The sequence below is a fragment of the Flavobacterium sp. AC267 genome (assembly GCF_979258715.1).
Genome location: NZ_OZ409875.1, coordinates 3,552,971 through 3,567,708, shown reverse-complemented (window position 1 = coordinate 3,567,708; position 14,738 = coordinate 3,552,971). Strand labels below are relative to the sequence as shown.

Here is a 14,738-nt window from a genome sequence, read left to right as displayed (position 1 = left end):
TCTAAAGATATAAAAAAATATGGACATAAAAAAAACCCCGTTTTATTGGGGCTTATTTATTGTTTTTTAATTTAATCCTTGATAGGGATTATCACTATATACTTCTTTACCGTTCTTATATAATTGAAAAAAGTATTTACTTTTTCCTTTAAGAACTGTATCTACCTTATATACATCTGAACCAACAATATAAATCGAACCCTTTGCACTTGCACTGCCATTTCCAATAGAGTATTTAAACTCATAATCTAAACGTGTATTATCAGACTGTACTGTAATTAAATATTCATCACAATTATTAGGTGGTTTCGGATACTCAATATAACTTTCTGCAATTTGTTTATCTGAATCATAAATATTAAGAATCTTTGTAGGTAATGTAAATTCAGGATAATAGCGATTTACTAAAACAATTAACGCAGATTGCTCCGAGTTTAAAGATTCCGATTTAGAAATGAATGTTTTTTTCTCCTGTGAATAGGCAGAAAAACAAAACAATAATATAAGTAATAAAGTATTTTTTTTCATGTACTTTTGTTTGTGAGTTTATATTTACTAAAGATTTCCAAATATAGTGCCAATAATTTAATTTCACTTTGTCAATTGCTATAAAAGAATAAATAATTATACCTTTTAAAAACACTGGGTATTTTAAGAATTTTTACGAGTAACAAAAGTACTTGCTAATTCATTTTAACTCCTTAAGTTTGTTTCACAACAGCCTATTAACCAATCAACTATAACCCAATGAAAGAAAAAACATTTACACTATTAGACGGAATATTAAAGTATGTTTATGATAATCAAGACAAAAAGATTATAATTAACGACGTAAGAGGAAAGTTTTCTAATATCAATGAAGATGAGTTTTACGAAGCTCTCAAACATCTAAAACAAGATGATTTAATTGATTATGTACAAACTAAATCTCAAGAATACAACTCAATTTCTTTAACAACGAAAGGAAAAATAGAATGTGAATATAATGGCTTTCAAAAAAAGCATACAAGAAATTTAATCGATAGACGTATTGTCATTGCTTCATTTATTATATCAGTTATATCACTCATAGTTTCAGTAATAGCATTATGTTAAGATTAAAGCCTTTGTAAATTAATACAAAGGCTTATCTATTATATAATCATTACAGTACTGCCGAGAAATATAATTACCAGTTTTTCGGTTGTAAATATTAATGTAGTGATAATCAAATCCAACATTTTTACACCAATTATGCAGATAAAAGATTGATTTACAAAACTCGATTTTTATCGGTCTTATAGATTTATCTTTATTAAAGATTGTACAGCTGTAAGGCGTTGGAGTAGTATTAGCCATAAATATTACTAATTTGAATCTCTACTTCATGGAGCAGGTTTTTAATCTTAAAACCACCGTTCACACAAACAAAGGTTGACATATCAAATTCACCCTTTTTTATGATACTTGTGCCAACTTCTATATAATTGACTAATACCCAAAATTCATTAGTTCGAATATCTGTAAAAATCCAAACTGCCAAGCCATAAGGATATGAGGTTTTTGTAGTAGTCATTTTTATGTAATAATCGCCAAACTGAACAATACCACCATTATTCTGAACAGGAAAAGAACTAACTAAATCATAGCCATTTCTAATATAATTTGGACTTTCTCCCTGAAAGTCCACGCTATCCAAATGAGTCGAGTTTCTATAAGTGTCAATTCCTAGAGTGTAAAATTTATTATCTCCCTGAATTGTTCCCAATCTCATAAATGAGTAAACCCTTGTATCTACCTGATAACCTGAACCCGCAGTAAAACGACCATCCAAACGAAATTGAGGTAATTTATATTCTTTAACGTATCTTAATGGCTTTTTTTGAAAATCACTAAAGTTTGAAATTTCGACACTACTTGAACCATTTGAATAAGGAACGCTTAAATAAATTTCCGTAAATGCAGTAGCAAAATAATTTTCTGGAATTACATTTAAATCGACATTCCCTAAATCATTAATCACCGAAAGCATAGGCAAACTATCGTAATTTATAAAATCAACACCCTGAACACGTTTATTATCAATAAATACTGATAATATAAAAAATGGCGTTTGTATGCCTCTTACAGAATATCCCTCAAATGCTTCAAGTTCTTTGACTTTAACTGCATAAGTATCATCTATATATTGAATAAAGTTCATATCTGATTAATTAAATAACGGAACTTTTTTTAATTCCGAGGTTGATAAATATTTTTTTAAATCAGCCTTTAAATCACGTCTTGTAATAACATAATAACAGCCGATTACTAAAGGAACAGTTGTAACTTGTTTTACTTTCAATAACTCGTTAATTGTTTCCTTTTCATTTTCGAAATTAGAAAACGGCTCAGTTATCCAAGTGTACCAAGGTGAATCTTTCGTTTGCTTATTTGTTCCCAACCATACTGCCAAAGATTCTGCTATGTCATGAACTTCTTTACGAGGTGTAATTTTGTTCAATTCAATTTCTTTTGTCATTGGATTAGAAACCGCAATTTTTAAATCTTTTTCTGCATCTTCCAAAGCTTTTTCCTCAGCATCTTGTGTGAATTTAGCATACCATTTTTTTAATAATGGATAACAAACAATTATACCAACGCATAAAAGCCAGTATTTTTGCAGAAAATCAAAGAGCCAAACAGTATTGGCTTGGCTCTTTGTTCTATTAACTATCTCTCTTTGAGCCATAATTATTTTTTCTTAAATAATTTATAAGCTAAAAGTCCTGCTACAGCAACTAATACAACATTTGCAATAGTTTTATTATTTGCATAAAAAAGTTTGATTTTATCTAACATCTTGTTTAAATTTTGAATTAATAATTTTTATCTTTTTGGGCGTTTGTTTAGACTGTAACGCTGTAAACAGTATAAAAAAAGCAGTACAGGAATAATCAAATAATTGAATTTGAATTTCTTTTTTAGCCGTTACCGTAACGGTTGCAAGATTGTAATCTCCCATAATGTCAATAGCATCTTGAATGTCCGAATCGTAAATCAAATTATGATCAGGCGAGCATTCATGTTTAATAATTGCCCTTGCAATGACTAAGTAAAACTTTGCATCTACAATTTTGATTGTTTGGTCAGGGTCTAAGCCTACAGCTTTTGAAATAACCTCAATGTACTTTTGCGTATCATTTTCAAATGGAGGTGCATATTCAGTTATAAGCTTTCTTACTGTATTCTTTCCTTTATCAATGTCATTTGTCAAATCTCGTAACATGGCACGAATACCAAATTTCACTTCTGTAAACTGTTCAAAATGTTTATCGGTATTTTGAGCATTTGGAATTTTACCCTGCCAAGCAATATTGGTCAAAACCAAGTTACCCGGATTATTATTTCGAATACCTCGAGTTAATTCTTTTCTGCCTAAATAATTACTCATTTTCTTCTGTAATTAAAGGTTTAGCAGGTGTTTGCGGTTCATCTTTTCCGAAATCAAGTTTGCCCAATTCGTCAGAAACTACCTGAATACCTTTTAAAATAGCTGTTACAACAGCACCATATTTAACGATAATACCAATTATCGAAACAATTCCTTTCAAATTTTTCATTACTTATTTTGTTTTAATTGTTTTCTTTTTTCTAAATACTCTTTGAGTAAATCCACCCCCTCATGGAGTATAAGAGGGAGGAATTTTAATATGACCTTAAACATTAGTTCGAGCGAATAAATGTACCTGCATAACCTCCGTTTTTTGCACGTGGGTTGATGACAAACGCCATGCTGTCAATTACCACTTTACCGCCATTTTTCTGCATTGTACCCCAATGGAAAGATTGAACACCTGTCTTAGTATTAGTAAAAGTGCATGCTACAGAACCAAACCAACCTTTTTCTGAAAGATTTGATTTAGTAGTTGTTACACATTTGATTGCAATCAATTCTCCTTTAGACAATCTCCAACCAGTTGTTAAATGCTGTTCAACACCTTTATTTGGTCCCGAAACAGGCATATAAGTAGTGGACTTAGCACCTGAATGTTTTACTTTTTGTTGGTTATTATTGTTATTATAATTCTGATTATTAGAATTATAATTCTTTTTATTTTGTGCCATTACTTTATAATGTGTTTAATTAATAATATGATTTCAGCCAGTTTTTTGACTATGATTACCGCCGAATCTATCAGAAATACAATAAGATAGATTCGATAGTAATTTTTCGGTTTGTTATCTTTTTCGAGCAACTCTTCTGCCTGAATTATTGCGGTCACGTCTTAAAAACCAAATCAATGCAATAAGACCAGCGACAGCACCTAAAACAATTTTCCAGTTTCTTTGAAACCAAACCTTAATAGTTGAACTTACTACAGTAGCACCAACCTGACCGCTTCCCTGAACAAATCCAGTACTTAAACCGTCATTAATCCCAGTTGTTACGGCTTTTGCGAAAATCTGAGAACCTGCATTTGCTACAGCACCAGCCGTTTGACTTGCTACAGCTAAAGCTTGCTGATTATTATATTCAGCTTGCGCCGCATTGTTTGCTTTCTTTGCTTCGTGAGCATCTTGCAAATTCTGCGAGATGTTTTGAACCGCTCCACCAACGAAAGGTATTGCGCCCATAATAGGAGTAGCGACCTTTACCAAATTTTTGAACGAAACATTTTTCTTAATCGCTGTTCCAATTTTTTTGAAAAATCCCATAGCTTACACAGTTTTTAAACATCTTACGACGAAATTAATAATTGAGCCTTGTGACTTATTGATTTCAATACCAACCACAGCCACTAAAGGCAACGTTAATCTATCAGTTAAGCCTTGTAAAACTTTTCCATCTGATAAAACAGCTTGGATTGGGTCAATATCACGGCTTAAGGTTTGCAATTCGAATGGTAGATATTTTACAACCTGACCATTTGAGTACTGATAAGACAAATCACTAACTGAATCGTCAACAGTCATAACAGCCAAATCAAATCCCTGAACATCAATTTTTTTGTTGAACTCCTCTGATGCAACAGATTTTTGTTCGAAGAAAAATAAATTGTTGGTTTGTTGTGGCTCTTCAATACCGTGTAAATCGTAACGTTTATCTGCAATTAAATCTTCAAGGGTAATTTTAATACTCTCTTTATCTGCAAGATAAATTGAACCTTCGTCTGCCAATTCACATAATGCAATCAGGGCATTATCAGCATCGGATTGAGTGTTTTCAGTTCCGTAGGTACTTGCTAAAATGAAATCTTTAAGCAACACTTTGTTTGCTAAAATGACATTCGAACCGTTTCCACGCTCAATGTAAATACTAATTTTTTCAGTTGTTAAGGCTGATAAAGCCAAATCACTTGAAAGAATTAAAGCACCGATTGCTTTTGTTACTTGTAATTCTGGCGATTTTGTAACGCCTGTAATAGTTGCAATTTTCATTTGTTATAAATTTTATTTGTTTAATTTCTTTCACAAAGGTTATTGCATGTTTAACATTAGGTTACCTATTTTTGCCGATTTCTGCCTATTTTTACCTACTTTTACCCTAATAATTCTTATTAAAAACAAAAAAATGCTAAACATTAAACAATTAAAAGAGGACTTAGCTCAGCTACGTTTGAAAGTAGCTGAATTGAAAATAGCTAAGCCTGATGAAGTTACTAGCATTGAATATCAAATTTCAGAATTGAAAAAGGATATTGTTTCTAATCATTCCTTATTGAATTATGACAAAAGGATTAAATCTGAAATGCATAAAACACAATTATTTATAACAGATTTAGAAAGAATAATCATTACCGAATCTTAAGTTAAAATTCCATAGTCTATTAAATCTTTAATAGTTAAATATTTCCTAGTTAAAGCAAGACTATCTAAAATTATTTGATATTCTTTTCGAGCTGTTTTATAGCTAACTTCTAAAATAAATTGAAGTTGAACTTTATTGACTTTTTGGCTTAAATTTCTTGTTTTCATGGCTTATAAAAATAAAAGTTGGTGTTCGTGGAATAATTCAGAATCAAAATCGTTTACCAATTTCTCCTTTGTTCTAAATTCGTGTAGATAGAAATGTAATTTGTTTTGAAACCAATTCATAAGTGGTTTTTCTGTAATCATATCTAAATCTTCAAGTAAAAGATTTAGAGCAACGATATAAGATATATCCTGATTGTTTGCGTAATATTCTCTAAATAGAGATTTTGCAAGACGTTTTTTAATTGTTGTCGAAGAAAGAACAACCTTTTTTAAACGTTTGATTATAGGATTAAATTTTGTTATTTGGGATTGTAAAAAATCAAAATCAAACAAAACAATAAGCTTTTCCTTATTGATTTGACTTTTACCAGTATTCTCACGAAGTTCAAAAAAGCCTTTATTTGCAATCTTTAATAATTCATAAAGGTTTGCTTTATCAAAAATACCCCAAGTCATTGTCTGACTGATATTTAAATCTAATTTTGAATATTCATTTAAACCTCTAAAAAACGCTGAATTTAACTGATATTCAAAACGCCAAACATTGTCATTTTTCAAACCATTATTTGCGTAATATTCGTTTATATATGGTTTCTCAGTCAGTTGCAACGACAGCGTTTTGTTATAGCATCGTATTATTTTGTCAGATGTTCTTTTTCCAATTTGGAAACTGTTAAGTATTGATTTTCCTTTATAGGTTTCAAAATAGCTTTGTAAATTTTTAGGACGCCCCGAAATAAGGTAGTTACCTGCAACAACATTACTATATAAATTACGGTAAGAATTGTTGATATCAGACTTATCAAGGCAGATATCCAGTCTATTAACAGACTTAAATATGTAGTTTGTTTCATCGCAAAAAGCATTTATGACACCTCTTAAGGCATCGTTAGACAATGTGTAAAATAGATTGTTTTCGAATTGTAGTTGTGCAAATTGTTCGCTCATAATTGCCGAGCGTGGTATTGCTGTATAAATTCCAATTTTTAAATCTTCATAATATAAATCTGCTCTAAGCTCAAAAATCTTAGTTCCGTATTCATAAGGTTTTAGGCGAAACTTTGAATGCTCGGGAAATTCTCCAAACGGCTGACCCTCTAGATTGATAATTAGGTAGTCTATATTTATAAGAGTAGGTTTTAAATTATTGTTTTTGAATTTAGTTTGGGCTTGATGCCTTTCTTTATATGAAATCATTGTTTTTTAGTAGGTTTGAGTGAGTTAGTTGCCGTTATACCCTACGGCAACAATTGAAAAATCGAAAGGGAGTAGCAAAAAATTAATTTTCCGAATCCTGCCAAAGTGAATAATGATTTTTAGGTAAATCGTTTATTGTAAATTCTTTCTTTGATATAGCTTCGGTTATTTTCTTTTCAACTTCACAAAATTTGTTTTTATAGTTTGAAATCTCAGAATTAAAAAAAACATTTATCTGCTGACCAATTTTTTTAATTTCTCTAATCGTAAAATCATGCTGATGTTTAAGACCAAGTAAGTCGACAGTTTCTACAGGATATTTTGAATACTCGTTTAAATCATGATTTAAACCAGCTAATTCCAAGAGTAAATCTTCTCGTTTTTGAATTAAAAGTATAATTGTTGACATATATTAAGGTGTTAAAAGATTATGTTTAAGAAGTTTTGTAATAAGCGTTTTCTGAGAATTGCAGTAAAAAATAAATTCATGAACACAAAAAGATTGTGTTACTATAAAGCAATCCGTACAAACTTTAATTGTAATTCCTATATTTGAACCACGGATTCTTAGAAATAATGTTTTAAACTTTAAATGAGAGGTTTTGCAAAATGGGCGCATTTTTTTTAAAAATGTTTTTGCATTGAAATTTGTGTGACGCATCTTGTTTAATTCTACAAGCAATAGAGTGTAATTCTCTAATGAAGATCGTTTTAAAGCCATTTGGTATAGTTAATAAGTTATACCACAAATGAACTATAATTTATATTATGTAAAATAGAATATTTAAGAAACCCATCTAGTATTGTTTTTGAATCATTCTATTTTTCTTATCTCAACAAATCGAAACTCTTCTCTTTTGAATATTCAATTCTAAAAAAATTAAACAGATATACTACCGATTTAAATTTCATTTTTAAATCAAAAGATTAAAATTTCGAACTAAAAAAACATTTTTAAGTCCTTAAATCAGTAATGTTTAACATTTCCTTAATATTATTTATATTCTCGCCAAGATGCTTTCATTGTAAGACTTTATTTTATTATTTTTACATTCGATACTTTAAAAATAAATTATCAAACATATGAATACAGTTGCTGAGCATATTGCAGATTTTTTGAAAGAATACAAACCATTTGATAATTTAACTTTTCAGGAATTATCAGATATTGCTACGAATATTCGTGTCATAAATTTAGAAAAACATGCGGTATTATTTCAAAATAACGACGCACTTCATGATAGTTTTTATGTCGTTGCTTCTGGTGTAATCAACCTTACAACTATTGCAGACGCTGAAGAAACCATTATAAATAAATGCCACGAAGGAGATATTTTTGGCTTGCGTCCGTTTTTTGCCAAAAATAATTACATGATGACCGCTAAAGCTCGTGAAGAAAGCATTATTTATGCTATTCCAATCGCTGTATTTAGACCTTTTGTTGCTAATAATTCTGATGTTTTAAACTTTTTATTGGAGAGTTTTGCTGTAAATTCAAGACATACAAAAGATAGTGTCAGCTCTAATGGCAAACTGATTTCTGATACTGATTTCCTAGATCAGCAGACGGAAATGCAATATATTCAATCACTTAACTATAATAATTCGCCATTAACTACGCAATCTAATCACATTATTAAAGATGTTGCGATTTTAATGACAGATTCTATGGTGGATAATATTATAATCTGCGAAAAAAATCACCCTATTGGTATTGTAACTAATGCCGATTTATCTTCTAAGATTGCAACAGGACGCTATCCTATTACTGAAACTATTGACAAAATTATGTCATCGCCGGTGGTAACTGTTTTAGAAAATGTTTCTTTAGCCGAAGCTCAATTGTTGATGTTAAAACATAACGTAACCCATTTATGCGTTACAAAAGACGGAACAAGTAAATCTGTTGTAAAAGGAATTATTTCTGAACATGATCTTATTGTCGCTCAAGCCAGCAACCCTGGTGTTTTAATTAAAGAAATTAAACGTTCTCAGCTGCCAAAAGATCTAAAACAGATTCGTGATCGTCTGTCAGATTTGATTCAGAATTCAATTCAAAAGAATATTCCAATTTCGCATGTTAGTAATATTGCGAGCGAAATTAATCTTGCAATCATTAAACGCGCTGTCGAGCTGTCAATTTTAGATTTAGGCTCCCCTCCTGCACGTTTTGCTTGGTTAAGTATTGGAAGTCAAGGACGTAAAGAACAACTTTTACTTACAGATCAGGATAGTATTTTAATTTTTGAAGATGTTACACCAGAAAAATATAGAGAAGTAAAAGATTATTTTTTAAGATTAGCAAAAAGAACTACTTCTGTACTAGAAAAAGTTGGTTACGAATATTGTCCAAATGGGCATATGGGAAGCAATATGCTGTGGTGTAAATCATTGAGTGACTGGACAAAACAATACAACAGCTGGATGAATACTCCAGGTGAAAACAGTAATGATTTGAGCAGTATTTTCTTTGATTATGAAATTGTTTTTGGTGAACCAAAAATCGAAGAAGCTATTGAAAATGTCATTTTCAAAAATGCAGTTAACAATACTTTGTTTTTTGACTTTTTAGGAAATGATGCTTTAAAAAGAAATTCTCCTTTAAGTTTCTTTAAAAAATTCATCATTGAAGAAGAAGGCCCGCATAAAGGTAAATTTGATATAAAAACCCGTGCATTAATGCCATTAATTGATGGTGCACGTTTATTGATATTAAATGCCAACATAAAAGGAATTCAAAATACTTATTTAAGATTCAAACAATTAGCAATTACAGATTCTAAAAATGCTGAAATTTATTTAAGTTGTGCTGAAGCATTTTTGGCACTTTCAAAATTTAGAACTGTTGAAGGACTAAAAAATGACGACTCTGGCCAATTTATTAATTTAAGAGAAATGTCAAAAACTGACAAAGAGAAATTAAAAAATGCTTTAGCCCCTATGAAAGACCTGGAGGAACTGATTAAGAGTAAATTTCAATTGACACAATTCTCATAATATGCTAGACTGGCTAAAAAATATTAATAAAGACTATCCAGAATTCTGGAAAGATTATTTAACTAAATTCGAAACCAAACCTAATAAGTTCGTTGTTTTATCAACTGAAACATCAGGATTGAATCCGGATAAGGATGTTATATTGTCTCTTGGTGCATTTTCGGTTATCGATGACAGCATTGTTATAAAAGAAAGTTTTGAAACTGTTTTACTGCAATACAAGTATCTGCAAGACAACGGACTTTCAAATGAATTTATCATTGAAAGCAAAATGATGAAAATGCCGGAACCAGATGCGCTTGAGGCTTTGGTTAATTTTATCGGAAATTCAGTTTTAGTTGGTCATCATATTAATTTTGATGTCGAAATGCTGAATGCAGCCGCTGGAACGTCTAGACTGCAGTACCGATTAAAAAATGAGGCACTTGATGTCGATGTGATGTACAGAAAACTAACTGATATAAATGACAAACAGTTTTCTTTAGACGATTTATGCGAAATTTATAAAATTCCAAAAAGTGATAGAAATTCTTCTTCCGAAGATGCGTACAGAATCGGACTTTTATTTCTTAAATTAAAATCTCGATTGGGGATAAAATAATAATTTTAAATTCCAAAATTGAAATTCCAAATTCCAAAAATATTTTAGTAAACAAAAATGCCTCTTAAATTTAAGAGGCATTTTTTATTGATCTATGTTTTAATTACGAAATTCTTTCATTCATAATTTGTTCTACAACTTCTGGATTTAATAATGTTGACGTATCTCCAAAATTAGAAAAATCTCCTTCGGCTATTTTACGTAAAATTCTACGCATAATTTTTCCAGAGCGAGTTTTTGGAAGTCCAGAAACAAACTGAATTTTATCCAATTTAGCAATTGGTCCAATGTGATCTGCAATATATTGATTGATCTCTTTTGACAAATTCTCTTTATTTCTAACTTCTCCAGTTTCTTTTAGAATAACATAACCATATAAAGCGTTTCCTTTAATATCATGAGGAACTCCAACAATAGCAGATTCTGCAACTGCAGGATGCTCATTGATCGCATCTTCAATTGGCGCTGTTCCTAAATTATGACCTGAAACAATTACAACGTCATCTACTCTACCCGTAATTCTGTAGTATCCAACTTCATCTCTTAATGCTCCGTCTCCTGTAAAATATTTTCCTGGGAAAGCAGAGAAATAAGTTTCTTTGTAACGATCGTGATTTCCCCAGATTGTTCTGGCAATTCCCGGCCATGGAAATTTAATACATAAACTTCCAACAACTTGGTTTCCTTCAATTTCGTTGCGTTTTTCATCCATCAAAACGGGCTGAATTCCAGGCAATGGTAAAGTTGCATAAGTTGGTTTTGTTGGGGTTACAAAAGCAATTGGCGAAATCATAATTCCACCTGTTTCTGTCTGCCACCATGTATCTACAACCGGACATCTCTTATCTCCTACGTGGTCATTGAACCAGTGCCAAGCTTCTTCGTTAATTGGCTCTCCAACAGATCCAATAACTTTAAGAGATTTTAGGGGATATTTTTGAATATAATCTAAACTTTCTTTTGCTAACGAACGAATTGCAGTTGGTGCTGTATAGAATTGTGTAATTTTATGTTTTTCGATAATTTCCCAAAAACGGCTGAAATCTGGGTAAGAAGGAACACCTTCAAAAATAACAGTTGTACCTCCATTTAATAATGGTCCGTATAAAATGTACGAGTGTCCAGTAATCCATCCAATATCTGCAGTACACCAGAAAATATCATTTTCTTCGTGGCTAAAAACATTTTTAAATGTGTATGCCGTATAAACCATATAACCAGCAGTAGTATGCACCATTCCTTTTGGTTTTCCTGTTGATCCTGAAGTATATAAAATAAACAACGGATCTTCTGCGTCCATAATTTCAGCAACACTATTGTCTAAAGCCGCATCTAATAAAGGCTGTAACCATTCGTCACGACCTTCTTTCATTTTCACTTCAGTCTTAGTTCTTTTCGCTACTAAAACTTTTGTAACAGATGGGCAAGTTTCTAAAGCTTCATCAACAATTCCTTTTAAGTCAATTGTTTTGTTTCCTCTATAACCTCCATCAGATGTGATAACCATTTTACATTCGCAGTCATTAATTCTTGCTGAAACTGCTGATGCAGAAAATCCAGCAAAAATAACAGAATGTATTGCTCCAATTCTAGCACAAGCCAAAACAGCAACGGCTAACTCAGGAATCATTGGCAGATAAATACAAACCCTATCTCCTTTGCGAACACCTTGCTCGCGAAGAACGTTTGCCATTTTTGAAACTCTTTCGTATAATTCGTTATACGTTATATGTAAAGCTTCTTCAGAAGGATCGTTCGGTTCAAAAATAATTGCCGTTTTATCGCCTCTTTTGCTTAAATGTCTATCAATACAATTTTTGGTAATGTTAACTTTAGCTTCTGTAAACCATTTTACTTCAGCTTCAGCCATATTAAAATCAACTACTTTTTCCCATTGTTGGTACCATGTGAAATTTTCCTCAGCTATCTTTCCCCAAAACTTTCTTGGCTCTCTTATTGATTTATTATAATGTTTAAAATATTGTTCTAAATTTTCAATTTTGTAATAGCTCATCGTTTGTTGAATTTTTTTATAAATGTATTAAATCTGAATGTATTCTAGAAATAATTTAATTCATAAATTTTATTAAAAAAAAACATTTATTTAATAAAACATGATTATTATTTGCATTTGGTATATTTTTTTACTTTTTAAACCAAATTAGAAAGGGCAAAAAAGGCATAATAAATAGATATTATGCCTTTTTTAATTTAACAAATTTCAATAACAATTAATTTTTTAAAACTGCTTTTAACATACTTTTCTCTATTTTGAAAATAGCAAGATCTTTATTAATTAAAACAGAAATTTCAACAAGTATATTTTATCAAATATACCCCATTATAAGGGATTAGCTTCACTTAACTTAACCTTGCAGAAGTTAAGTGAATGCAATATGCATCTATATCTATTTTCTTAATAAGTGCTTACTAATTCAAAATATTACAAATCATTGATACAGTGCAAATCCCGCAAAATCCAATTTTGCGGGAATTCCCATTTTAATTATCCAATTTTTTTCATAGCTGTCATAGACTCTCTCAACCATGCTCCTACTTCTTCGATAGGGTGCTGGCGAATTTCTTTATTTACAGCAATTAATACCGCGTTGTCTACTGCATTTGAAGTAGAAAATGGTTTACCAATAATATTAGTTTCTACATTTTTCATGAATTCAGTCAATAAAGGCTTACATGCATGATCAAACAAATAACAACCATATTCTGCAGTGTCAGAAATTACACGGTTCATTTCGAATAATTTCTTTTCTTGCGATTGTGTTTGCAATTAATGGCAATTCGTGTAATGACTCATAGTAAGCAGATTCTTCGATGATACCAGCTTCTGTCATTGTTTCAAAGCTAATTCAACACCCGCTTTAACCATTGCAATCATTAATACTCCATTATCAAAATATTCCTGCTCAGAAATTGGAGCTTCCTGCGGTGCAGTTTTTTCGAAGTTAGTTTCTCCTGTTGCGACTCTCCATTTTAATAAATTAACATCATCATTAGCCCAGTCAGCCATCATAGTTCTTGAAAATTCTCCAGAAATAATATCATCTTGGTGTTTTTGGAATAACGGACGCATGATGTCTTTTAATTCTTCAGCTAATTCATACGCTTCTATTTTTGCAGGGTTTGATAGACGGTCCATCATGTTTGTGATACCTCCGTGTTTCAAAGCCTCAGTAATAGTTTCCCATCCGTATTGAATTAATTTTGAAGCATAAGCAAGATCGATTCCTTTTTCAACCATTTTATCAAAACATAAAATAGATCCAGTTTGCAATAAACCACAAAGGATAGTCTGCTCACCCATTAAATCTGATTTTACTTCAGCTACGAAAGATGATCTTAAAACCCCTGCTCTATGTCCTCCAGTTCCTACTGCATAAGCTTTTGCCTGATCTAAGCCTAAACCGTTTGGATCATTCTCTGGGTGAACTGCAATAAGTGTTGGAACTCCAAAACCTCTTTTGTATTCTTCACGAACCTCAGAACCTGGACATTTAGGTGCGCACATAATTACTGTAATATCTTTACGAATCTGCATTCCTTCTTCTACGATGTTGAATCCGTGAGAATAAGCCAAAGTAGAATCTTTTTTCATTAATGGCATAATAGCAGTTACCACAGCTGTATGTCGCTTGTCTGGTGTAAGATTACAAACTAAATCTGCTGTTGGAATCAATTCTTCATAAGTTCCTACAGTGAAACCATTTTCAGTAGCATTTTTATAAGAAGCTCTTTTTTCAGCTATTGCATCTGCACGTAATGCATAAGAAATATCTAAACCAGAATCTCTCATATTTAATCCTTGATTCAAACCTTGTGCTCCACAGCCTACAATTACAACTTTTTTTCCTGCCAATGCAAGCAATACCGTCTGCAAATTCAGACTGCTCCATAAATTCGCAAACTCCTAATTGTTCTAATTGTAATCTAAGTGGTAATGTATTGAAATAATTTGCCATTTTTGTTTTAATATTTAATGAAATGATAT

Annotated in this window: 16 protein-coding genes and 1 pseudogene; 4 read left to right on the top strand and 13 right to left on the bottom strand. The window is 31.2% G+C overall.

Features of this window, described 5'->3' with window-relative positions; all coding sequences use genetic code 11:
- Positions 1-66: 66 nt before the first annotated feature.
- A complete protein-coding gene (locus ACZZ95_RS18820) occupies positions 67-528 on the bottom strand; it encodes a hypothetical protein (protein WP_463470200.1) in 462 nt (153 codons plus the stop codon).
- A 219-nt stretch (positions 529-747) separates the two neighbouring features.
- Between ACZZ95_RS18820 and ACZZ95_RS18815 the strand changes: the two genes are divergently transcribed.
- Positions 748-1,095: a hypothetical protein gene (locus tag ACZZ95_RS18815; RefSeq protein WP_463470199.1), complete on the top strand. Its 348-nt coding sequence runs from the start codon at positions 748-750 to the stop codon at positions 1,093-1,095.
- Positions 1,096-1,330: 235 nt separating this feature from the next.
- Here ACZZ95_RS18815 and ACZZ95_RS18810 read toward each other — a convergent pair whose 3' ends face one another.
- The 7 genes from ACZZ95_RS18810 to ACZZ95_RS18780 form a co-directional block, all read right to left on the bottom strand.
- Positions 1,331-2,182 carry a hypothetical protein gene (locus ACZZ95_RS18810; protein WP_463470198.1) on the bottom strand — a complete coding sequence of 284 codons (852 nt, stop codon included), beginning with the start codon at positions 2,180-2,182 and terminating at the stop codon, positions 1,331-1,333.
- 6 nt (positions 2,183-2,188) lie between these two features.
- Positions 2,189-2,710, bottom strand: a complete 522-nt coding sequence (locus ACZZ95_RS18805; RefSeq protein WP_253784424.1) for a hypothetical protein — start codon at positions 2,708-2,710, stop codon at positions 2,189-2,191.
- A gap of 99 nt (positions 2,711-2,809) precedes the next feature.
- Positions 2,810-3,412 (bottom strand): hypothetical protein, encoded by a 603-nt coding sequence (locus tag ACZZ95_RS18800; RefSeq protein ID WP_463470197.1) that lies wholly within the window; start codon positions 3,410-3,412, stop codon positions 2,810-2,812.
- A complete protein-coding gene (locus ACZZ95_RS18795) occupies positions 3,405-3,581 on the bottom strand; it encodes a hypothetical protein (protein ID WP_166638404.1) in 177 nt (58 codons plus the stop codon). Before ACZZ95_RS18795 ends, ACZZ95_RS18800 begins: the two co-directional genes overlap by 8 nt.
- 103 nt (positions 3,582-3,684) lie before the next feature.
- Entirely contained in the window at positions 3,685-4,086 is a 402-nt protein-coding gene (locus ACZZ95_RS18790; protein WP_065450149.1) for a hypothetical protein, read from the bottom strand.
- Positions 4,087-4,200: 114 nt separating this feature from the next.
- Positions 4,201-4,677 carry a hypothetical protein gene (locus ACZZ95_RS18785; protein WP_065450148.1) on the bottom strand — a complete coding sequence of 159 codons (477 nt, stop codon included), beginning with the start codon at positions 4,675-4,677 and terminating at the stop codon, positions 4,201-4,203.
- A 3-nt stretch (positions 4,678-4,680) separates the two neighbouring features.
- Positions 4,681-5,400 carry a hypothetical protein gene (locus tag ACZZ95_RS18780; protein ID WP_463470196.1) on the bottom strand — a complete coding sequence of 240 codons (720 nt, stop codon included), beginning with the start codon at positions 5,398-5,400 and terminating at the stop codon, positions 4,681-4,683.
- A 133-nt stretch (positions 5,401-5,533) separates the two neighbouring features.
- Here ACZZ95_RS18780 and ACZZ95_RS18775 point away from each other — a divergent pair, with 133 nt between their 5' ends.
- A complete protein-coding gene (locus tag ACZZ95_RS18775) occupies positions 5,534-5,770 on the top strand; it encodes a hypothetical protein (protein ID WP_463470195.1) in 237 nt (78 codons plus the stop codon).
- Here ACZZ95_RS18775 and ACZZ95_RS18770 read toward each other — a convergent pair.
- The 3 genes from ACZZ95_RS18770 to ACZZ95_RS18760 form a co-directional block, all read right to left on the bottom strand.
- Entirely contained in the window at positions 5,767-5,937 is a 171-nt protein-coding gene (locus ACZZ95_RS18770; RefSeq protein ID WP_232678154.1) for a hypothetical protein, read from the bottom strand. The genes ACZZ95_RS18775 and ACZZ95_RS18770 overlap by 4 nt on opposite strands.
- 3 nt (positions 5,938-5,940) lie before the next feature.
- On the bottom strand, positions 5,941-7,134 hold the full coding sequence (locus ACZZ95_RS18765) for a hypothetical protein (RefSeq protein ID WP_463470194.1): 1,194 nt from the start codon (positions 7,132-7,134) through the stop codon (positions 5,941-5,943).
- A gap of 82 nt (positions 7,135-7,216) precedes the next feature.
- A complete protein-coding gene (locus ACZZ95_RS18760; RefSeq protein ID WP_463470193.1) occupies positions 7,217-7,543 on the bottom strand; it encodes a hypothetical protein in 327 nt (108 codons plus the stop codon).
- 674 nt (positions 7,544-8,217) lie between these two features.
- Here ACZZ95_RS18760 and ACZZ95_RS18755 point away from each other — a divergent pair.
- Both ACZZ95_RS18755 and ACZZ95_RS18750 read left to right on the top strand, forming a co-directional pair.
- On the top strand, positions 8,218-10,131 hold the full coding sequence (locus tag ACZZ95_RS18755; RefSeq protein WP_095951218.1) for a DUF294 nucleotidyltransferase-like domain-containing protein: 1,914 nt from the start codon (positions 8,218-8,220) through the stop codon (positions 10,129-10,131).
- A gap of 1 nt (position 10,132) precedes the next feature.
- Entirely contained in the window at positions 10,133-10,732 is a 600-nt protein-coding gene (locus ACZZ95_RS18750; protein WP_463470192.1) for a 3'-5' exonuclease, read from the top strand.
- 103 nt (positions 10,733-10,835) lie between these two features.
- Here ACZZ95_RS18750 and acs read toward each other — a convergent pair whose 3' ends face one another.
- Both acs and ilvC read right to left on the bottom strand, forming a co-directional pair.
- Complete coding sequence (acs, locus tag ACZZ95_RS18745) at positions 10,836-12,746, bottom strand: acetate--CoA ligase (RefSeq protein WP_463470191.1); 1,911 nt, start codon at positions 12,744-12,746, stop codon at positions 10,836-10,838.
- Positions 12,747-13,238: 492 nt separating this feature from the next.
- Positions 13,239-14,709, bottom strand: a pseudogene (gene ilvC / locus ACZZ95_RS18740) (ketol-acid reductoisomerase).
- Positions 14,710-14,738: the final 29 nt, after the last annotated feature.